Below are 22,250 nucleotides of genomic sequence, written 5' to 3'. Positions count from 1 at the left end.
ACAAAAAAGTTATCAAATGAGCTTGCTTCTTTTGACAAATTATATAAAAGTTCTAAAAATTGAGGTAGGTTATGGGAGTAAGAAAAATCCTTTCATCTGATTCCGATTCTGATTCGGATGATTTTTTAGAGGAATTTAACGCTCGTCAAAGATATGCTGACGCTCAACTCATGCGTAGTAATGCAAAATTATTACAAACTGAGCAGGATTTGATGATTGCAACGGTAATGCGTCGGCTAGATAGCATGGAACGTCGTGAGCAAAGTGAAAGAGAACGTTTATCTCGAACTAATATTGTACATTTACCGACCGAGGAATTAGAAATAGAGGTTGAACAAAGACAAGAAGAGGAACAAGAGCTTAGTAGCCGGGCTGATAAGCTTTTAGAAGACTTTTGCCTTATAAACGAAGGACTGTCAAGAATTGAACAAGGACAAATTAAAATCCAAGAAAGTCAAGAATTAATAATTAACGATCAGGCAGAGCTAAGGCAATCTTTTCAAAGAATAGGGCAAGAACAATACCTTATTCGTAGAGATTTTCAAGATATAAGAGAGTCCTTTCAAGAAATAGGGCAAGAACTAGAAGTCATTAGCAGAGACTTTGAAGATTTGGAAAGGTCTTTCAGGGAAATACGGCAACAGCAGCAGTTAAGGCGAAATGAACAGGCAGAGATAAAACAAGCTTTTCAGGAATTAAAGCAACAGCAGCAGTTAAGGCGAAATGAACAGGCAGAGATAAAACAAGCTTTTCAGAAATTAAAGCAACAACAGCAGTTAAGGCTGAATGAACAAGCAGAGATAAAACAAGCTTTTCAGGAATTAAAGCAACAACAGCAGCTAAGAGGGAATGAACAAGCAGAGATAAAACAAGCTTTCAGGGAAATACGGCAACAGCAGCAGTTAAGGCGAAATGAACAGGCAGAGATAAAACAAGCTTTTCAGGAATTAAAGCAACAGCAGCAGTTAAGGCGAAATGAACAGGCAGAGATAAAACAAGCTTTTCAGGAATTAAAGCAACAACAGCAGCTAAGAGGGAATGAACAGGCAGAGATAAAACAAGCTTTCCATGAATTAAAGCAACAACAGCAGCTAAGGCTGAGTGAACAAGCAGAGATAAAACAAGCTTTTCAGGAGATACGGCAAGACCAAGAACGCTTACATAAAGGTTTTGCAAGCTTGCGAGAATCCTTCCAGGAATTAGAGCAGCAACATCAGTTAAGGCGGTATGAACAGGCAAAGATAAAACAAGCCTTTCAGGAGGTAGGACAAGAACGAGACGTTATACGTAGAGATTTTGCAGACTTACGAAAATCCTTTCAGGAAATAAGGCAGGCCCAAGAACGCATACATAGGGATCTTGCAGGCTTTCGGGAATCGTTCCGAGAAATAGAGCAGCAATACCATTTGCTACGCAATGAGCAGACTGAGATAAAACGAGGCTTCCGGAAAATAGGGCAAGATCAGCAACAGCTGGCCATAGAATTTGGAAGCTTGAAAAACAATTTTAAAGAAATGAGGGTAATAGTTGAAGAGCTGATAAAAAAGTTTATTCCTCCCCATACTCAAGAAACTCTAACTGCTGAAGAACTAGCAGAAAAAGAAGAAAAAGAGGCGAAATTACTTACCCAACATTATATGCATGATTGGCAGGAGAGAATAAATCGTGAGAATAGAAAGGAAAAAACATTAAATTCACTAACTATTCAAGAAGAGGTGATGGAGCACGAAAAAGAAAATTCTTTTATCAAAGTAGAAATGAAAGAAAGTGAGGGAATTTTACCTCAAGCGGAGGAACAAGAAATACCCCAACTAGATCCAACCAAAAGCTATTCATTGCAAACCGTTAAAGCTAGTTTTTTAAAAAAAGTATGGGCAGCTAAAGAATATGCTCAGAGCTTTTTTATAAAGCTAGCATGCTTAGCTACTATAGCTTCAGCAGGCATAGCTAGTTTCTTTGCTATAGGTGCTATGATGGCATAATTAAGTAAAAATCCAAATAAAGGAATATTTAATTTCTTGTTAGGAAAGCTGCTGGGTTAATCCTAGCAGCTTTTTTTTAAGGATAATCCACTCATGCAAAATTGTCTCAATGCATTTTTCTTGCATACAGGAAACTAGACTTTTCAAATTCCGTAGCCAATCTTGCTGCTCGTGTGACTTCCGTATTTTTTGCATCGATTATTTTTTGGCCTTATGCATTTTATTAATGCTATTTTCTGCTGCAATCCTGTTGCTTTCCTTCCTCAAGTAATTTTTGCCACCATGAAAGGCCTTGTATAGGGCCTTACTAAAGAATTTACAGGGAAATTGTATAGGGCAAGTGGCATGCATATTGTGGCAATACCTTAGGCTGGTCTCAATATATAAAGGCATCTTGTGACCGAATTTTGGATCGCAAAATTTCAGCTTTAAACTATTGAGAAACTAAGCAGGTCTCCCCGCATGGCAAACTTTGCTAAAGGAAGCTAGCCTTGTTATGGGGTAATAATCAATCCAAGCAAGCCTCGTCCCATTACAAGCCTATTCCATTTCCTACGCAGTCTAAAGGCTACAAGCCAAACACATTCTGAATGGCCAAGAAGGGAAAAAATGCGAAAGCTTTATCTTTTAACCTTACAATTTTTTCGAAAACTAATCCGCTAGAAGGAAAAAGCTTTCTTAAGATATAATCTTTTACTTTTTCATCCATCAGGAATTTTCAATGCTTACTCAAGAAATTCGTCGCCAATTTCTCCATTATTTTAAAAATAAGCAACACTCTATAATTGCCTCCTCCCCTGTAGTGCCTCACGATGATCCTACTCTTCTTTTTACCAATGCAGGCATGAACCAATTTAAAGACGTTTTCTTGGGCGATACTATACGAGATTATAATCGAGCGACTACCTCCCAGAAATGCATCCGGGTGGGAGGAAAACATAATGATCTTGAAAATGTAGGGCATACCGCACGGCATTTAACATTCTTTGAGATGCTCGGCAATTTTTCCTTTGGCGACTATTTTAAAGCAGAAGCTATTCAATTTGCTTGGGAAGTTTCTACTCAAGTTTTTGGATTTGAGGCAGAGCGCATCTGGCCTAGCGTTTTCCGAGAAGATGAGGAAGCTTTCGAGCTTTGGACCCAGTATGTCCCTACCCATAAAATTACTCGTCTAGATGAAAAGGACAACTTTTGGGCGATGGGAGAGGTAGGGCCTTGTGGACCTTGTTCTGAGCTATACTATGATCGAGGGCCTAAATATGGCAAAGCTTCTAAGCTTAGTGAAGATAGCGAAGGAAGTCGCTATCTTGAATTTTGGAATTTAGTCTTCATGCAATATAATCGCTCATCGCCTGCGCAGCTTGCTCCTCTACCTAAGCCATCGATAGATACCGGAGCAGGCTTAGAACGCGTGATTAGCCTAAAGATGGATGTAGATTCTGTCTTTGAAACAGATGTGTTACGTAGCTTAATCGCTCAAGTTGAGCAGGTCTCAGGCATTCCTTATGACCCTGCTAATCCTCATCTAGCCCCTGCTTTTCGTGTGATTGTCGACCATTTGCGCTGCTTAGCTTTTGCTATAGCCGATGGGGTTCAGCCCAGTAATATCGACCGAGGATATGTTTTAAGGAAAGTTTTAAGACGTGCTGTACGCTATGGACGTATGTTAGGGATAGAAGATCCTTTCCTAGCTAAAGTACTTCCTCGGCTAGTTGAAACGATGGGCAGCGACTATAAAGAATTGCAAAGAGGACAAAGTCTTATTGCTGAAATTTTAACGATAGAAGAAGAAGCTTTTTTCCGTACCTTACGCCGAGGTGGCAATATTCTTAATCAAATCATTGATAAAGCTCAAGGCAGCAACAAAAAAATTACAGGTGATGAAGCTTTTAAACTTAAAGATACGTATGGCCTGCCCATGGAAGAAATCCTATTGATTGCTAAAGATTCAGCTCTTACTGTTGATGTAGAACGCTATCAAATTCTAGAGCAAGAGGCTAAAGAACGTTCTCGTAGCTCTCAAAAAACTATCCAAAAAGTAGCTTCAGAAAATCTATACGCAAGTTTTACTGAAAAGCATGGATCTACAAAATTTGTAGGCTATCAGCAACAACAGACTTTAAGTAAAATCCAAGGCATTCTCCACAACGGGGAATTTGTCACCTCCCTAGAAGAAGGCCAGGAAGGCATTATTCTTCTTGACCAAACACCCTTTTACGCAGAAATGGGTGGACAAATAGGAGATCTAGGAGTTATTAAAGGAGATCACAAGCTCTTTCAAGTTATGGATTGTAAATCCCCCTATAAAGGTATTATCGCTCACATAGGTAGAGTAGAAAAAGGCTGCTTGACCACAGCGGATACCTTGACAGCCACGATCGATTCAAGACGACGTCAAAAGATTGCTAACAACCACACAGCTACCCATCTTCTACATTGGGCTCTTTCTCAGGTATTAGGAGAGCACATCAAGCAGGCTGGCTCGGTAGTAGATGCTGAACGCCTCCGCTTTGACTTCAATCATCATAAAGCCTTGACTCATGAAGAAATCTTAGCTCTTGAGGATCTGATTAATGCTAAAATTCGCACTAATCAAGCCGTCAAAGGGTATGAAATTCCCTATGAAGAGGCGCAAAAAAGAGAAGATATTAAACAATTTTTTGGGGAAAAATATAGTTCTCTCGTGCGAGTTGTGGATATAGACTATTCTAAAGAGTTATGCGGAGGCACGCATACCAATTTTTTAGGCACTATTGGTTATTTTCGTATCGCCAAAGAAAGCAGCATTGCTGCAGGCGTGCGACGCATTGAAGCAGTTACGGGGGCAGAAGCTGAAGCTCTCAATCGTGAAGCAGAAAAAACAATCTTAGAGAGTGCAGCTTTACTAAAAACATCGCCTGCTAAGCTAAAAGAAAAAACAGAAAAGCTATTAGAAGAAAATAAGCAATTATCTCAGCAGCTAAAAAACCTTCAAAAAATCCAAAGAGATAATCTTGTCCACTCTCTTTTAGAAAAAATGGAAAAACTTCCTCAAGTTAATCTGATTGCATCCCAAGTGGATCTCTCCCCTGAGGAACTGCGCTTATGTGCTGAAGACCTTATGGCACGCTTTAAATCAGGTGTGTTAATCCTTGCAGCTTCTTATGAAGAGCGCTGCCAATTTATCATTCGTGTAACTGAAGATTTAGTGGCCCAAGGCATCCAAGCTTCTGAGATAGTCAAGAAGATTGCCCCCACTATTGAAGGTAGCGGAGGAGGCAAGCCTAGCAATGCCCAAGCAGGAGGAAAAGCCCCTCATAAGGTTGAGCAGGCCTTAGCACAAGTACGTGAAATGCTTGGAGATCGACCTTCCGATAAAAAAGTTGGCTGAGAGGAAAATATTTTCTCTCGCTCATTTTACTTTCCGCAAGCTGCTGGTAGCTCTAGCATCAAAGGTCGCCCTCCCTTTTTTCTCTTCGCTGCCCTTTTGTGTAGATGTCCCCTTGCGCAAACTGGTTACCTTTGTAGTTTTTTAGTCCCTCTACTTCATCTTGCCTATTTACCTAGTGTTTAGTCATTCCTTGCCCGCTCCCATCTATTTTCAATAGGCTCCCTTTCAAAAATATATCTCCAGCATTCAATTAGGAATTAACTTTTTAATAATCAGTTGACTATAATAATTTTTTCCCAATAAGCCTTTTAAGGTTTTAAATTTATGGACTTTATCATCCCGATATTTCTTTTCTACCCTCTGGCTTTCTATTTCTTAAGAATTCCTCTTTTACAAAATTTTCCCACGCAGGTCGAGTGCTCTCGGCTATTCATTAGGCTTAAGGCCAATAAGGAATTAATACTGGTGCAAAAAAGCCTATTTAAAGTGTATCTTATTTATTTTCTTTACCTTCTTCTTGAGGCAAAACAGTGTTTAAAGAAATAATCAAAAGTGAAAAAATTCAAAAGCTTGAAGAAGCTTTAAAAAATCATGATTCCATTCTTATTGAAGAAACATGGAATGCAGCCAAGGCTTTTATAGCTTCTTTAGCCAAGCAAGCCACTGGCAAAAACATTCTTATTTTAACAGGGGCTAGCTTAGAAGAGACCCGCTTATATCACGATTTTCCATTTTTTGCTGGGCAATCCGCTATTGAATTTCCCGCTTGGGAGACTTTGCCCTCTGAAAACATCGCACCTAGTCCTGATGTAGTGGGCGAGCGGTATAAAGTTTTAGAACAGCTAATGCACCAAGAAGGCCCTCACATTATTCTTTCTGGCTTGCAAGCTTGCTTGCAACGTCTGATCCCTCCCCAAAAATTTAAGCAGCTCTACATGCACCTGACCCTTCAAACATCTATCTCTTTTGAAATTTTTACAGAGCGCCTAGTGAGCATGGGATATCAAAGAAGAGCTGTGGCTGCGGATAAAGGAGAATTTGCTATTCGCGGCGGAATTATTGACATTTTTCCTGTTTCTTCCCCTGATCCTTTTCGGCTTGACTTCTGGGGGGATGAAATTGAATCCATCCGCATCTATGATCCTATTGGGCAAAAGTCTATCCGCAGTGTAGAAAAAATAGAGATTCCGCCTGCTAAAGAGTTAGAATTATTAAAACCTGAGCCTCATCTATGCACAATCTTGGATTATTTAGGTCCTGAGACTATCGTGGTCTTTGATGACATACTCGCTTTAGAAGATCGTTATGCTTCTCTTGTCAATATTTGTGGTAGCTCAACGCCTACCTTTTGCAGCATCGGACAGTTCATGGAAGCGATGGCCCCCCTACAAAAAATCTTTCTTAGTCAAAATCCTATAGAAGAATTAAGCGAAGTTCGCATCCTTGATAAAACTTCTACAAATTATTATTCTAAGCAGGCTCCTCTCTACAAGCTCTCTTTTTATCTATTCGCAAGCGAATTTCAGGCTCGACGTTGGTCTCATCCTTTCATTCCTCTTGGTCATTTCCTGTTGCCTGAGCAGGCAGAGAACGCAGAGATTAACGGCCAAGAAATTCTCTTATCCCTTTCTAAGCTTGGGCGATCAGATTATCATCTTCATTTTCTTTGTGCCACTGCCTTAGAAGAAAGTAATCTAAAAAAACGCCTTCATGAGGCTAATATTACCCTTCCGGAAAATACTTTTTTCCACCTTCACTACTTATCTAGCGGATTTGTCTTAGAAGATCAAAAGCTGATCATCTTACCTGCCACCGAGATCACGCATCGATATAAAATTCGCCGACAGAAACAGCGCAGCACTTATCATACTACCCCGATGGAGAGCTATGATTTATCTGCAGGAGAGCTTGTGGTGCACCTCAATAATGGAATCGGTAAATTTATTGGATTAGAAAAACGCTCTAATCTTCAAGGGACACTCAGTGAATATTTTGTCATTGAATATGCTGACAACGCTAAATTATTTGTCCCTCTTAATCAAGCTTACTTAATTAGCAAATATATAGGAGCTAATGAAGAAATTCCCAAACTGCATCATCTAGGCAGCAGTCGTTGGAAAAAAACTAAAGAAAATACTGAGCGGGCTATCATGAGCTATGCGGCCGATCTTTTAGAGCTATACGCTAAACGCTCTATGAAAGAAGGCCATGCCTATTCGGAAGACAGCCCAGATATGCAGGCTTTCGAAGAAGATTTTCCTTTTGTGGAAACTGAAGATCAACTAGCTGCTATTGCTGCCATTAAAGCTGACATGCAAGAAAAAAAATGCATGGATCGCCTGATCTGTGGCGATGTGGGATATGGGAAAACAGAAGTCGCTATGCGTGCTGCTTTTAAAGCAGTGGTTGACGGTAGCAAGCAGGTGGCGGTCTTAGTTCCCACCACCGTGTTAGCCATGCAGCATTATGAAAATTTTGTTGAAAGAATGAGCAGTTTCCCTATCAGTATCGCCGTCATGTCTCGCTTTCGTTCCACCAAACAAATGAAAGACACCTTAGAGGGCATTGCTAAGGGCTCTGTCGATATTGTTATTGGTACCCATCGTTTGATAGGCAAAGATGTTATTTTTAAAGATTTAGGGTTGGTTATCATCGACGAAGAACAACGTTTTGGTGTTAAAGCTAAAGAACAGCTGAAAAAAATTAAAAACTCTATTGAATGTTTAACGCTTTCTGCTACGCCCATTCCACGCACCCTTTACATGTCACTCATCGGAGCACGCGACATGTCTATCATTAACACTCCCCCTCAAGATCGCTTGCCTATTACTACTCTCATCACGGAATCTAATGATGAAACACTTAAGAGTGCTTTATTACGTGAATTATCTCGTAATGGCCAAGCTTATCTTATCCACAATCGCGTAGAATCCATCTATGAGTATGCCGCTCGCCTCAAAAAACTTTTACCCCACGCTCGTATTGTAGTAGGACATGGACAGATGAGCAGTCAAGAAATAGATGCTGTTTTCCATGCTTTCAAAAGCGGCCAAGCAGATATCTTGGTAGCTACGACAATTGTAGAAAACGGGATTGATATTCCTAATGCCAACACTATTTTAATCGACCGTGCCGATACTTTTGGGCTAGCGGATCTATACCAATTGCGTGGCCGAGTAGGCCGATGGAATAGAAAAGCTTATGCCTATTTTATGGTTCCTCGTCTACGCTCGTTGCCAGAACTTTCGCGCAAAAGGTTGAATGTGTTGATGGAAGCGCAAGGATATGGTGGCGGTATGAAAATTGCTATGCGCGATCTTGAAATCCGCGGGGCAGGAAATATTTTGGGCCATGAGCAATCCGGACAGGTAGCTGCTATTGGCTTTCATTTATATTGTAAGCTACTAAAAAGAACTATACAGACTTTGCAAGGTAAAATATCCAGCCTGCTTGTGGATACTAAAATGGATTTTCCCCTGCTAGACGCACGATTGCCAGAAGAATTTATTAATGAAGTCAGCTTACGCATGGAAATTTATCAAAGACTAGGAGAAGCCATCACCCACGAAGAGGTAGAGGCTATCTGGGAAGAAATTAAAGACCGTTTCGGAAAACCTCCTGAAGCTGCTAATTGGCTATATCATCTTACAAAAATACGTGTATATGCTTCTACCCACGGCTTTACTCTTTTAAAGCTCGATAAGTTTTCTTTAAGCTTAGAGCAGCAGAAAGGTAAGCAGACAAAAAATAAGCGAACGCTAATAGGTCCCTTTAAAAATGGTGAGCAGCTGGAGAGCAAGGTTATTCAAGCTATGCAAGAGATGTAAAAAGCAATTTAAGGAAATCCCTTGAGAGCTGGTCCTTAACATGGGAGCTTATTTGCTATCTTTATATAAGCTCTGCACACATACGAACGTTAAAGGTGAAGAAATATATAAGCCTAAAAGGTTGTTTTTTTATACATTCTTAAGAGCAGCAGTAATCAATTCACTCAACTCAATCGTTTCAGGCAATTCTTTCAAGCATTTTTTAATAGCTTGTTGGGCAATCAGTTGATTGTAACCTAGATTGATCAAAGCGCTCATCGCATCTTTAATTTTCTGAGCCTGGGGGTCGGTAGAGGGATAGGCAACCAGCTCTTCAGGATCAGGAAGCAGTATAGCTGGAATTTTATCGCGCATTTCTATCATCAAACGTTCTGCAGTTTTCTTGCCAATGCCTGGAACTTTGCTGATGGTAGCTATCTCATGATTATGAATAGCCCGCTGCAGCTCACGCCCTGATAGATGGCCTATAATGTTTAAGGCCATCTTTGGCCCTACGCCTGTTACATTCATTAAAGCTTCAAAAAGCTCGCGATCTTCGCTATTTAAAAATCCATATAACGTCTGGGAATTTTCTCTAATGACAAAGGCAGTGTAAAGCAAAACATCTTCCTGTAGGGAGGGAAGCTTTGCAAAAAGATTTGCAGGAATTAAGATTTTGTAGCCTATACCACCACTTTCAATTACAGCAAATAAGGCGGTCAATTGCGTTAAAGCTCCTTTTATATAAGCTATCACTTCTCACCTGTTATTTAATATTAAATTTCCGCTTCATAGAGACTCTTACATTGGGCCGCATGGGCATGGCAGATTGCCAACGCTAAAGCATCCGCAGCATCCTCCGGCTTAGGAGGCTGAGCGAGCTTTAAAAGAAGTTGCACCATCTTTTGCACTTGTCCTTTGCTAGCGCTTCCATTGCCTACCACCGCCAGCTTAGCTTTAGAAGGCGAATATTCAAAAATAGCAATCCCTTTTTTCTTGGCTGCTAAAATTGCAATTCCTCGTGCCATTCCTAGCTTAATCGCACTTTGCACATTTTTACTGACATACTGCGTTTCCACGGCAAGGGCCTCAGGGGAATACCGATGAATAAGGGCCTCTAGTGCATTAAAAATAACCAGATAGCGTTCTGTTAATTTATAATTAGCGGGCGGGCGTATACACCCATAATCTAGAACTTGATAAACATTTCCTAAAACTCTAATAATGCCATATCCTGTGATGCGCGTGCCAGGATCAATTCCAATAATTATCACAAATATCCTTTAATCAAATAAATTTTGGCGTAGGGGAGAAGAGGCAGGCCTTGCATCAAACAAAGAAGGCTGCGATTCCAGTTGCTCATCAGGAAGAGAAGAGTGCTCATCATTTAAAGAAATCTGCGCAGACGCCTCTTCCCATTCAGTAGGTCTCTTGGGTGTAACAGTCCCCCTAGAAAGCTCGCCTTGCGATATAATATCCTGAGCCCCTATCACATGACTTAAGCTAGCCAATAAGCTATGCATCTGCTGCTGCTTTTCTTCTAAGGTTTTAAGATTTTCCTCCGCCTGTTGGTATTTGGCTTCCCATTGGGCTACCTGACTCTCAGCCGCTCGAATAGTTTCCTGCAACAGATGTTGAGTTTTACTTTCCTGCATTAACTGCTGTTCAAAAGAGTTTTGCCTTTCATTCATTTTAATTTTAAGCTGATTTAAATTTTCTTCTAGATCAGCAATCAGGGATTTTTGCTCTTCAATTTTTTCATTAAGAAGGGCAACCTCTTTAACTTTTTTACCCAAATGCTGTTGGGCTACTTTAATGCGCGCATCTTGCTCCTCTTGATAACGAGTCATTATAGATAGAGTATCTTCAAGTCTGAACTTTTCTTGAGAAAGATAGGTAATTTCCTTTTGATCAGCTTCTACTTGTTGTTCTTTTAGCTTAAATAAATCTTGCTGCTGCTGTAAACTGCTTTCAAGCTCTTGAGAATGCTGCTGTTTTTGCCTCTCTGCCTCCAACTGCTGTTCATGCAGCAAATTCTCTAATCGTAACAGCTGCTCTTTGAAATCATTTTCTTTTGTTGAGATTTGCTCAAGTTTGCATTGGAGGGCTTTATTCTCATTTTGCTGGGAGGCTAGGGTCTCTTCACCTTGCAACACCTTATTATAAAGAGCTATTTTTTCACTTACGGCATTCATATAGCAGCTTTCGATTTCTTTAGCTTCCCGCATACCTTTAGATAAATCTTCCTTAATGAAGGAGATCTCCTTTTCTAACTGATTAAAAAGCTGGTCTTTCTCAGTCATAGAGGTTTCTAAGCGCATTTTCTCATCTTTAATTTTATTAAAAGCTTCTCTTTCTTCGGCTAATTTTGTTTTAAGAGAGCTAAATTGTAGTTGCAAAGCATGAATTTCTTCCATTAATTCCTGTTTCTCAGCCTTTTCATTGTTTAAGGCCTCTATCTGCTGGTGGATGCGCTTCTGTGCTACCTCCAATTGCCCGGTAAGATTAAAAACAGCTTCTTCGGAACGTTGAAAATCTTCTCTTAGCTGATTGAGCTCTAAATAAGCTTCTTTGGATCTTTCGTGCAGATGTTTAAGTACGCGCTCTAGTTGAGTAGAGTGCTTTTGGATTTCGGCAAGCTTTTTAGCTAAAGCATGATTTTCCATCTTTAAAGCATGGATATTTTTGGGTTCTTGCTCTAGCTTTGTCTCCGTGCCTAGCATATCCTCTTGCCGTCTATCGTGAGTGGGGTCTTCCTGAATTAGCTCATGAATCTTTTTTTCTTGTTCTTGTACGACTAATGTCAATTTTTCTAGCTGTTCTTTCTGCTGTTGATTTTGCAATAAGGCTTCTTGATAAGAGTCTGCTAACTCAGAAGATCTAGGCAAAACAGCTTGATCATTCTCCTCTTTTTGCTGAGCTTCTTTTAAATCGGCTACTAATTGATCATAAAGAGCTTTAAGGCTTTTTTGTTGCTCTAAAAGAGCTATATTTTCTTGAGTAAGCTTTTTATTATGTAAATGTAATTGATAAGCTAAGTTACTTTCCTGCTTATTTCTCTGATGGACATTTTCATCTGCAACTGGGCTACTTAAAACATTCTTCTTTTTGTACCTAGCTAACATATTCTTCAAATTATCCACGCTTTCCTTTCTTTTATAAGAAAGATTGCGAGAAGGTTTGAGGGGATCATTTTCTGATAAAAGCATAGTTTGTTCTAACTTCACGTTTTGAAGCTCCTTCTCCAGTTCATTAGCTTTATCCTTTTCAAAAGCAAGATTTTGAAAGAGCTGTTGAGGCTCTTCATCTGAGTAAATGTGACGGTTGCTCAAAACTTACCTATTAAGAAATATTTGGACAGACACCTATTTTTGCTCTATAGTATATTCCTTTTATACTTAAGTTTCGCTTTATAACTCAAGAGATGCATAACCAATTAAGGTTAAAAAGCATGAAAACCCCTTATTTCCCCTGGCTCTCTAGGCCTCCAAAAAATATTATCGTGAGAATGCCAAATTGGATAGGTGACGCTGTCATGGCCACTCCCCTATTAGCCGATTTAAGAAGGCAATGGAAAGAGGCTAAAATTACAGTTATATGCCAAACGCCTATCGATAAGGTGATTCAAAACAACCCTCATATTAACTCTATCTACGCATTTAAACGTCCTACGAGCTGGTTAGACAAGCTTCATCATGTGGAGATAATCGATTTTTTGCAAAAAGGCCAATATGATTTAGGTCTTCTTTTAACAAATTCTTTCTCCTCAGCTTGGTGGTTTTTAAAAGGAAAAGTTCAACATCGCCTTGGATTTGCTGACGGGTTTAGAAGCCTTTTGCTAAATAAATCTATACCATTTCCGAAAAATAAGGAATTCCAACATCAAGTTATTACTTATAAAACGTTACTCGGCCCTTTAGCCATCCCCCTTTCCTCTACACCACCCCAGCTTTACGTAAGTACGCAAGAGATCCAAGAGGCTCATCATTTTCTACGTAGCTGCGGGCTTGACCTTCAAAAAAACATTTTGGTAGGCATTAATCCTGGAGCAGCTTATGGCTCGGCTAAATGCTGGCCACCTGAGCGCTTTAATAAATTAGCAAAAAAATTATTAGAAAACCCTAATGTTTTTATTATTTATTTTGGCGATAGTAACGGGGTTTCGGTGGTCAACCAAATATGTCAAGACTTACCTAGCCGTGCGATTAATCTAGCAGGACGCACATCTATTCGCGAATTGATCGCCCTGCTAAAATGTTGCTCTATCTTTCTTACAAATGATAGCGGGCCTATGCACATGGCTGCTGCTTTAGGTGTACGTTTGCTAGCACTGTTTGGCTCCACGAATGAGATAAAGACCGGTCCTTATCCGCAAGGGTTGGTGATTCATAAGCATGTCGAATGCTCTCCTTGCTACAAGCGTGTATGCCCTATTGATTTTCGCTGCATGACCAAGATCGAGGTTGAGGAAGTCTATGCACAACTTGAAAGATTGTTAAAAGAAAATAGCTGTTGATAAAAAAATAGCCTTTATTAACCTCTTCTTGAGGCTTTCCTTGAAGCGTAAATTTAGGAAAGATTGCCAACAATTTATCGATTCATTCTCAAGAAGGCAACTTGCTTAAGAGATTAACTTGGGGTAAAATAATAAGCTGCCAAAATGGTGCTTCTCCCTTAACTTTTAAGTTTTTAGGAGAATTCATTAAATATTTAGCAAATTTTTCTTTGCGTTTTGTGTTTTCTTAAGAAAGGAAACAGGAAGGCTTTAAACGATTTTTAAGAAAAAAAGCGCAAGATAAGCGCTAAAGATCGTTAAAATATAAATCAGATAGACCTCATTCTTAATGGCTCTATCAAGCTCTTTTAAGACTTTTTCCCTCTACTTTTTTTAAATGTGTCTAAAAATGAGCTTTAAACTAGACATAAAAGCAAAAAACTTCCCAGAGTCTTGCAATAAATTAAAAAATTTAATTAGTTTAATTTCTCAAAAAATGGCTCTTGAAAAATTCTGTGGCCAAAGAATAAACTATTTTTCTTATCCGCGCTAAGATTAAACCGTGTAAAGATAATAATTCGTCAAGCTACTTGCTCCCAGTATGCCTTCAAATTTTTGAGACTACATGATAAAAGAGAATGATCATGGGTAATAATTTTATTTTTAAGGAATATATGCATGAATTATGAAAGGGCAATAGCCAAGCTCAATAGCATTCAACAACCTCACCTCCTTAACTATTGGCATGAACTTAATGAAGGAGAAAAAAGCTTTTTATTGCAACAGATTGAAAATTTAGATATCGATACTTTTCATGAGCAACAAGCTGCAATTAACGCGCCCTTGCTTTGCGACATTTCTGTCGATCCTTTTCTAGATTATCAAAAAGTGGGCTCTTTAGAAAATGCATTACTTGGTAAAGAAGCGATCGAGCAAGGGCGCTTGGGATGCTTAATTGTAGCTGGAGGGCAAGGGACACGCTTACATTTAGAGGGACCTAAAGGGTTATATCCTATTAGCCTCATACGCCATAAAAGCCTTTTCCAGTTATTTTCTGAGAAGATTGTAGCAGCAAGCAAGCTGGCTCTTCGTCCTCTCCAAGCAGCTATCATGACATCTCCTCTTAATCATGGGATGACCGTGGCCTATTTTAAGGCCCATGCGAATTTTCAATTAAGAAAAGAACAGCTTGATTTCTTTACTCAACCCATGCTCCCCTTTCTAGATGATGCGGGTAACCTTTTCTTAGAAAAAAAAGGGTTGCTAGCTGAAGGGCCCAACGGCAATGGAGCCTGCCTGCATCAATTTTGGCAAGAAGGTCTCTTAGCTAAATGGAAGGAAATGGGCATTGAGCATTTAAATTTTGTTATGATTGATAATCCCTTAGCCGATCCTTTTGATGCTGAGCTATTAGGTATGCATATTCGTAATCAGAATGATATCACTATCAAGTGTACGCTTCGAGCAGATCCAGAGGAAAAAGTAGGGGTTATCGTCAAACAGCAGCAAAAAGTTCAGGTCATTGAATATACTGAATTTCCCGAAAATGAGCGCTATGCCAGGCTATCCGACGGCTCCCTTAAGCACCCCTGTGCCAATATCAGCTTATTTTGCATCAGCCTATCATTTATTGAAAAAATTTGTAATAATAAAAGAAAAATGCCTCTCCATGCTCTTCACAAAAAGGCACCTAGCTTAATCGATGCGGCCCAAAAAGGATGGAAATTTGAGCATTTTATTTTTGACATTTTTCCTCTTGCTGCTAAAATTCAAGCGCTACTTTACCCACGCGAAAGGTGCTTTGCTCCTCTAAAAAACTTGAGGGGTCAAGACAGCCCTACTAGTGTCCAGGATGCCTTGCAAGCTAGAGATCGACAAGTATATGAAGAGCTTTTTAGCAAGAAAGCTCCTTTGGCTCCCTTTGAGCTAGCACAAGATTTCTACTACCCTCTTCCTTCTTATGTGAACCAATGGAAAAACCATTCTATGCCCCCTGAAGGCTACTTAGGAGAAACAGGATGCTTGGATATTTGAAGCCCTCATTCCACTTTACCCATCTCTTCAAACGCTTGGTTTCACCCTCCTTCTACAATCAATTTCATTGGGAAGAGAGACAGGTTTTTTTAAATTTTTTACTAGCGTAGGGATTAGCGATGAGGAGAAGTAGGCTTTTATTTGCCAACCGATAAGTCTAAACTACAATCAAAAGCAAAAAATTGATAATTTTATGAAAGATATAACTTAGGTAAAAATTATGAAAGTAGGATTCCTAGGAGCCGGAAGCTGGGGATATAGCCTGGCATCACTATTAGCTTCCAAAGGATATCAATTAATCTCTTGGAGCGCACGACCTGAGCTCGTTAAACATTTAACGGAGAAGCGTGAACATCCTTACTTGCCAGGCCATACATTCAATGGCAACATGAAATTTACAACAGATATAAAAGAGGCCTTGCAAGGAGCCGATATGCTTGTTGAGGCTGTCACCTCAGCAGGCATTCGCCCTGTCTTTGAACAAGTTAAAAGGCTAAAACTTCCTAAATGCCCTATCGTTATTACCTCTAAAGGAATTGAGCAAAATACAGGGCTTATTCTTCCTGATATCGTCGTAGAAGTGTTAGGAAAAGATACTCGCAAGCAAGTAGCTTTTTTAAGTGGACCCAGTTTTGCTCAAGATGTTATACGAAAATTGCCCACTTCTGTCGTTGGCTCTGCTTATGATCCTGAAGTGATGCGCCTTGTTACCGATACTTTTACCACTCACACTTTTCGTGTTTACCCTAATCCTGATATCCACGGAGTAGCCTATGGCGGAGCCTTAAAAAACATTATCGCTATTGCCTGCGGTATGGCTGAAGGATTAGAATTAGGCCATAGTGCTAAAGCAGCATTAATGACACGTGGCTTGCATGAGATTCGCAAGCTCGCTGTTGCTAGAGGCTGTAGGGCTGAAACATTAAATGGCTTATCAGGAATGGGTGACTTATGCCTAACCTGCAGCTCCTTGATGAGTCGGAATTTTCGTTTTGGATACCTTTTAGCACAAGGCTTATCCCCCCAAGAAGCAGCTGTTAAAATCGAAATGGTTGTGGAAGGAGCCTATACCTGCGTCTCCACCTTACAACTTAGCCATCAGCTAAATGTAAGTATGCCTATCACTGAGATTGTTTATAAGATTATTTACGAAAGCCTTGCCCCCCAGGAGGCTGTTAAAGCTCTCATGCAAAGAACCATTAAAGAAGAACATCTTTAAAAATTTTCTCTAATAATGATGCAGGACCAAAAACTTAAGTGAGATAAAGCATGAAAGTCTTTACAGCACAGCAGATGAGGAATTTAGAAGCGCAAGCCTACCAAGATAGCGCTTCGGAAGAATTTTTTATGGAGCAGGCAGGCGCCAGCATTGCTCAAATGGTAGAAGAGTATCTTAACATCCATCAGCTTACTAAATATATTATCTTATTGTGTGCCAAAGGTAACAACTCAGGAGATGCTTACGTAGCAGGATGTTATCTTTTAAAGAAAGGATGTAAGGTATGTGCTTTGCAAGCTGTTTCTTTAGAAGGAGGTTCCCCTTTATGCATTAAAAATTATCACCGTTTTAAACAAGCAGGTGGGCAGATAGAAGATCCCTCTTTTTCCTTTCCTAAACAAGGAGTTATCTTAGATGGCTTTTTTGGCACAGGATTTAAAGGAAGCCTACAAGAGCCTTTTGCTAGTATAGTAGGGCGTGCTAATGCCTCTAAATTACCTATCTTAGCCATCGATATTCCCTCAGGACTAAATGGAGACACGGGGATGACGGAAGGCAAAGCCATTCAAGCAACTAAAACTCTTTTTCTAGGTGCACCTAAAAAGGGTTTCTTTATAAACGAGGGATGGAACTATGTAGGTAACTTGCATTATATAGATTTTGGGATACCTAAAGAATGTATCGATCATGCTCCTACCGATATGATTATGCTGACTAAAGACATTGTGCAGCCGCTACTTCCTCCTATTAAGAGAGGTTGGCATAAATATGAACGTGGCTATGTAACAGCTATAGCAGGCTCTCCTCACATGCCGGGAGCTGCCTTTCTCTCTGCAAAGGCAGCCTTAACGGCAGGTGCTGGCATTGTACGTTTAATTCATCCTAAAGAAATGGAAGCTGCACTTGCAGCTGCCCCTGTAGAATTAGTGCGGCAAAGCTATTGTTTGCAAAATCTGGAGGCTATCCTTGAGCCTATAAATAAAGCGTCTGCTTCTTACATAGGGCCTGGTATAGGAAAAACAGAAGAAACTTCTTACCTTCTTAAATATATTCTCAAGCATATTAAAAAACCTTGTGTCCTAGATGCAGACGCACTAACTCTGCTATCTGAGAATCAAGCACCTTTACCTAAAGGGCTAGTGTTAACTCCTCATCATGGAGAAATGTTGAAGCTTTTAAGAATAAAGCAAGAGCATCTTACCTCAGGAAAACTGCTAGATATCGCTCAATCATTTACTAATGATAAAAGTGTTACCTTAGTGCTTAAAGGAGCTCCTACCTTTATTTTGCAGCCAAACTTGCCTATACATGTTAATCCAAGAGGTGATGCAGGAATGGCTACTGCAGGAAGTGGAGATGTATTAACGGGGATAATTGCAGCTTTGCTAGCGCAAGGTTTGCCTCATCCTCAGGCCGCAATCTTAGGAGTTTGGTTGCACGCTGTAGCGGGTGAACAGGCAGCTAAAGAGAAAACCTCTTATTGTATGACAGCCTCTGATATAATTACTCACCTTCCCCATGCTTATAAAGATCTATTAAAATAAGGCGAATTGCCCTGGTGTAGCCCTTCCCGCTAATACGCTTTTGAACTGCTCTTTTTGCCATTGCCTATTTTACACATACATCTCTTTAAGTAGTGAGACAGCTTTCAGAGGGCTGAATATGTAGACTTAGTTTCTAAAAGGTATTATTAAGTATATGACTACATAGAAAGTTGCCCAAAGGCGTATTAGATGCTTAAGACCTCCTTACTGAAAATTCTATTATTCTGAAATATGGTGAGAAATCGCGGTGAAAAGGTACCTGCCCTCTTCACCTATAACGTTAAAAGAGTAAACTGGTAAGCCTAGAAAGTGTTAAAAATATAAAGAGCTTTTGGTTTACTATAAAGGCGTAGGATCTAAAGGTCTGTTTTTCTGCTAAAGTTAAGGAAAATTTTTTTAGCAGCGTTCTATATCCCATTATCTCTAAGCTCAAAGGCTAAGGAGTTTATTTCTAATATTTTCTTGTATATTTTGTGTATCTCCCTATATTGCTCAAAAAAACAACTAAAAATAGGTATAACACTTAAAAGGCGCCCTTCAATGAATCCTAGCTCTTCTATCACCATGGACCATTTACCTAATGAAATATTAGTCCCTATTTTAAAGGAGTGTGCTAGCCCTTCCTTATTTAACGTCTGTAAAAGATGGCATCATCTGCTGGCTTCTGAAGCGATGCCTTCTCTTTATAAAAAGATAACACTGCTTCATTTCCCCACGGGAAATACCACTACCCAGCCAACACTTATGTTAGCTAAAGTTTATCAACTTAATCCTGGACTTACCTCTACCGAAAAAGTTTATCAAGTTTTTAAGCAAGTTTTTACCTTAGCTAAATCTATTTCTCCTTTAGAGTTTAAAGAGAAAACGGAAGAAAAAAGAGGTTTAACGCTGGCTAATTACTCTTCTTATCTCTTAAATATTAATCGCCTTTTACTTTGGAAAAAACTTCCTGGTGGGAAAGAATACTTGAGCCGAGAAGAAATTAAACACTTGCCCCTAGAGAAAAAAGGAGAACTACTTAGAGATTGGATTGAAGAAAATTGTAAAGACTTAACTTTGCTAGATTTATCTAAAGCAGGCTTGACTTATTTACCCCCAGAAATAGGCCAGTTATCTCAGCTGCACACGTTTGAATTAAATCAAAACCAGCTCACCGCTCTGCCTCCAGTAATCGGCCGGTTGTCTCAGCTGCAATGGCTTGACTTAAGCCAAAATCAGCTCACCTCCCTTCCGGCAGAGATAGGACAACTATTGCAACTGCAAGAGCTCGACTTAAGCAACAACCAGCTCACTACCTTTCCGGCAGAGATAGGACTACTGTCTCAGCTGCAAGGGCTTCCCTTAAACAACAACAAACTTACCTCTCTTCCGGCAGAGATAGGGCAGCTATTGCAACTGCAAGAGCTCAACTTAAGCAACAACCAGCTCACTACCCTTCCGGCAGAGATAGGGCTACTGTCTCAGCTGCAGGGGCTTGCCTTACACAACAACAAATTTACCCTCCTTCCTTCAGAGATAGGACAGCTCTCTCAGCTGCAGAGGTTTGACTTACACAACAACCAGCTCTCCACTCTTCCCGCAGAGATAGGAGATCTATCTAACTTAAAAGAACTTTCATTAAGAAATACTCAACTGACGGCTCTTCCTACAGCAATTGGAAAGTTCTCTCAATTGCAAAAGCTTTATGTAGATAGCAACCAACTGACCTCCCTTCCCGTAGAAATAAAAGGTCTCTGCCGACTAAAAAAGCTTTCCTTAAAAAATAACCAGCTTTCTGCTATTCCTGCAGAAATTGGTCAGCTTGTAGAGTTGGTGGAGTTTAACTTAGAGCAAAACCAACTGACTTCGCTTCCAACAGAAATAAGGCAACTGTTCCAACTAACAATACTTTCTATAAAAAGTAACAAATTTGCCTCTCTTCCTGCAGAAATTGGTCAGCTTAGTGATTTAAAAGTGCTTAACTTAGAAGAAAACCAACTTAGCTCTCTTCCTGAAGGAATTGGGAATCTTTCTCAGTTAAAAAGGCTTCTAGTCAGTCACAATCAGCTTAGCTTTGTTTCTAAAGAGATAAGAAAGCTTTTGCAGTTAAAAGAACTCTACTTAGATAATAATCAACTTACCACTGTCCCAGCAAAAATTGGTCGACTGATTGATTTGGAAAAGCTTACTTTAAAAGACAATCAGCTTACCTTTCTTCCTGCACAAATTGGAGAGCTTTGTTCGTTAAAATTGCTTAACGTGGAGCACAACCAACTCACTACTCTTCCTGCAGAAATTGGAAATCTTTCTCAATTAAAAAAGCTTCTAGCCAGCCATAATCAGCTTACCACTATCTCAACAGAAATTGGTCGACTGATTAATTTGGAAGAACTTGCCTTAAGCGAAAATGAACTTACCTTTCTTCCGGCAGAAATTGGAAAGCTCTACAACCTAAAATTGCTTCAGATGGAACAAAATCAACTCACTGCGCTTCCTATAACAATAGAAAAACTTTTTCATTTGAAGCAGCTTTATTTAAATAATAATCAGCTTACCTTCCTTCCAGCAAAGATTGGCCAACTGACTAACCTAGAAGAACTTATTTTAAGAAACAATCAACTTACACTTCTCTCTACGAAAATAGGAAAGTTCACTAAACTAAAATTGTTAGATTTAGAACACAATAAACTTGTCACTCTTACCCCAAAAATTGGTCGACTGGCTAATTTAGAATATCTTGTTTTAAGTTATAACCAACTAACCTCTCTTCCTTCAAAAACAGATCAACTTCTTCAGTTGAAGCATCTCTACTTAAATAATAATCAGATCACCACTCTTTCTGCAAAAATCTGTCGGCTGACTCGACTGAAAGAGCTTACTTTAAACAACAACCAACTGACCTTCCTTCCTACGGCAATTAGACGACTCTCAAAATTAAAGCTACTTCATTTAGAACACAACCAGCTTATCTCCCTTCCTGCAGAAATAGGAAAGTTATCCAAATTGATAGTGCTTTCTTTAAAATATAATCAACTTAGCTCTCTTCCTGCAGCGATTGGCCAGCTTCACAATTTGGAAGTGCTTAACCTAGAAAAAAACCAACTTGTCTCTCTTCCTACAGAGATTACTAAACTATCCCGTCTACAAGAACTTCTTATAAGCTGCAACCATCTTAATTCCCTTCCTGCAAAAATAGAGGAGATGTATCGCCTAAGAGTGCTCAAACTAAATAATAACCCACTACAAGATATTTCCGAGGTAATAAAACAACGTTTTCAAGTTTAGAAAAATTTTTATCTCTAAGAAAATTTTATTGGAAATTTTCTAACCAATGCTCTATAAGCCTCTAACAAACAGCCTATAGTCTTTGCTATCCAAAGAGTAATCTATTCTCATGAGCACTTGCTCCAAATGCATTCTTTATAAATTTTGCTACATCGTATCCGCTCGTATAGCTCGGCATGAGTTAAAGAATGTTCCTTGCTTAGAAAAAATTTTAAAAGCGTTCTTTTTTCCAAAATCACTATATTTCCTTTACGAGCAAACCATTATAAAGCTCTTAATTTCTTGCAAAGTTAGTTACAAAACCAAGTAATACGCTTTTAAATTACTCCTTACACAATTAGGCATACGATACAGCACATAAACTTTTCATTCTTTTTTCTTGCAGACATACCTTTCTCCAAGAAGCTATTGCCATCTTTTCTAGTTCTTTATAACCCCGATAAATACGATTAGACCAAAAATGGCTACGCAAGTAATGCCATAAGTTTTCAACAGGATTAAGTTCAGGACTATAAGGAGGTAGAAAGAGCAGGTGA

General features: G+C 39.5%; 12 protein-coding genes and 1 pseudogene. 8 read left to right on the top strand and 5 right to left on the bottom strand.

Going from position 1 to position 22,250, the window contains the following annotated elements; all coding sequences use genetic code 11:
- The first annotated feature begins 71 nt into the window (after positions 1-71).
- Positions 72-1,982: a hypothetical protein gene (locus NEOC84_RS04635; protein WP_166155902.1), complete on the top strand. Its 1,911-nt coding sequence runs from the start codon at positions 72-74 to the stop codon at positions 1,980-1,982.
- Positions 1,983-2,021: 39 nt separating this feature from the next.
- Here the strand turns inward: NEOC84_RS04635 and NEOC84_RS04630 are convergent, their stop codons facing one another.
- The gene (locus tag NEOC84_RS04630) at positions 2,022-2,177 is read right to left on the bottom strand and encodes a hypothetical protein (protein ID WP_166155899.1); all 156 of its coding nucleotides are present in this window, start codon (positions 2,175-2,177) and stop codon (positions 2,022-2,024) included.
- Positions 2,178-2,703: 526 nt separating this feature from the next.
- Between NEOC84_RS04630 and alaS the strand changes: the two genes are divergently transcribed.
- Positions 2,704-5,352 (top strand): alanine--tRNA ligase, encoded by a 2,649-nt coding sequence (gene alaS / locus NEOC84_RS04625; protein ID WP_166155896.1) that lies wholly within the window; start codon positions 2,704-2,706, stop codon positions 5,350-5,352.
- A 530-nt stretch (positions 5,353-5,882) separates the two neighbouring features.
- On the top strand, positions 5,883-9,179 hold the full coding sequence (gene mfd / locus NEOC84_RS04620; protein ID WP_166155893.1) for a transcription-repair coupling factor: 3,297 nt from the start codon (positions 5,883-5,885) through the stop codon (positions 9,177-9,179).
- Between the two features lie 129 nt (positions 9,180-9,308).
- Here mfd and ruvA read toward each other — a convergent pair whose 3' ends face one another.
- Genes ruvA through NEOC84_RS04605 form a run of 3 tightly spaced genes read right to left on the bottom strand, consistent with a single transcriptional unit; the run spans position 9,309 to position 12,490 of the window.
- Entirely contained in the window at positions 9,309-9,914 is a 606-nt protein-coding gene (ruvA, locus tag NEOC84_RS04615; RefSeq protein WP_166155890.1) for a Holliday junction branch migration protein RuvA, read from the bottom strand.
- 20 nt (positions 9,915-9,934) lie between these two features.
- The gene (gene ruvC, locus NEOC84_RS04610) at positions 9,935-10,432 is read right to left on the bottom strand and encodes a crossover junction endodeoxyribonuclease RuvC (protein WP_166155887.1); all 498 of its coding nucleotides are present in this window, start codon (positions 10,430-10,432) and stop codon (positions 9,935-9,937) included.
- Between the two features lie 9 nt (positions 10,433-10,441).
- A complete protein-coding gene (locus NEOC84_RS04605) occupies positions 10,442-12,490 on the bottom strand; it encodes a hypothetical protein (protein ID WP_166155884.1) in 2,049 nt (682 codons plus the stop codon).
- 119 nt (positions 12,491-12,609) lie between these two features.
- Here NEOC84_RS04605 and waaF point away from each other — a divergent pair, with 119 nt between their 5' ends.
- From waaF to NEOC84_RS04580, 5 genes are all read left to right on the top strand, one after another.
- On the top strand, positions 12,610-13,674 hold the full coding sequence (waaF, locus tag NEOC84_RS04600; protein WP_166155881.1) for a lipopolysaccharide heptosyltransferase II: 1,065 nt from the start codon (positions 12,610-12,612) through the stop codon (positions 13,672-13,674).
- Positions 13,675-14,331: 657 nt separating this feature from the next.
- Entirely contained in the window at positions 14,332-15,687 is a 1,356-nt protein-coding gene (locus NEOC84_RS04595) for a UTP--glucose-1-phosphate uridylyltransferase (protein WP_166155878.1), read from the top strand.
- A 220-nt stretch (positions 15,688-15,907) separates the two neighbouring features.
- A complete protein-coding gene (locus tag NEOC84_RS04590; RefSeq protein WP_166155875.1) occupies positions 15,908-16,906 on the top strand; it encodes an NAD(P)H-dependent glycerol-3-phosphate dehydrogenase in 999 nt (332 codons plus the stop codon).
- Positions 16,907-16,956: 50 nt separating this feature from the next.
- On the top strand, positions 16,957-18,450 hold the full coding sequence (locus NEOC84_RS04585; RefSeq protein ID WP_166155872.1) for an NAD(P)H-hydrate dehydratase: 1,494 nt from the start codon (positions 16,957-16,959) through the stop codon (positions 18,448-18,450).
- Between the two features lie 540 nt (positions 18,451-18,990).
- Positions 18,991-21,714 carry a leucine-rich repeat domain-containing protein gene (locus NEOC84_RS04580; protein WP_166155869.1) on the top strand — a complete coding sequence of 908 codons (2,724 nt, stop codon included), beginning with the start codon at positions 18,991-18,993 and terminating at the stop codon, positions 21,712-21,714.
- A 439-nt stretch (positions 21,715-22,153) separates the two neighbouring features.
- On the opposite strand, the pseudogene NEOC84_RS09920 reads toward NEOC84_RS04580, so the two are convergent.
- Positions 22,154-22,250 (bottom strand): annotated as a pseudogene (locus tag NEOC84_RS09920) (transposase); the annotation flags it as partial.

Origin of the sequence: Neochlamydia sp. AcF84 (assembly GCF_011087585.1) — a bacterium.
Lineage (GTDB): Bacteria > Chlamydiota > Chlamydiia > Chlamydiales > Parachlamydiaceae > Neochlamydia.
Note: the sequence above shows the minus strand (reverse complement) of the source record. Positions and strands in the feature narration are given on the sequence as shown.

What these genes read in the sequence shown, in the direction of transcription:
- NEOC84_RS04635 (WP_166155902.1), top strand. Translation starts at nt 72, where the DNA reads ATGGGAGTAAGAAAAATCCTTTCATCTGATTCCGATTCTGATTCGGAT.
- NEOC84_RS04630 (WP_166155899.1), bottom strand. Translation starts at nt 2,177, where the DNA reads ATGCAAAAAATACGGAAGTCACACGAGCAGCAAGATTGGCTACGGAAT.
- alaS (WP_166155896.1), top strand. Translation starts at nt 2,704, where the DNA reads ATGCTTACTCAAGAAATTCGTCGCCAATTTCTCCATTATTTTAAAAAT.
- waaF (WP_166155881.1), top strand. Translation starts at nt 12,610, where the DNA reads ATGAAAACCCCTTATTTCCCCTGGCTCTCTAGGCCTCCAAAAAATATT.
- NEOC84_RS04595 (WP_166155878.1), top strand. Translation starts at nt 14,332, where the DNA reads ATGAATTATGAAAGGGCAATAGCCAAGCTCAATAGCATTCAACAACCT.
- NEOC84_RS04590 (WP_166155875.1), top strand. Translation starts at nt 15,908, where the DNA reads ATGAAAGTAGGATTCCTAGGAGCCGGAAGCTGGGGATATAGCCTGGCA.
- NEOC84_RS04585 (WP_166155872.1), top strand. Translation starts at nt 16,957, where the DNA reads ATGAAAGTCTTTACAGCACAGCAGATGAGGAATTTAGAAGCGCAAGCC.
- NEOC84_RS04580 (WP_166155869.1), top strand. Translation starts at nt 18,991, where the DNA reads ATGAATCCTAGCTCTTCTATCACCATGGACCATTTACCTAATGAAATA.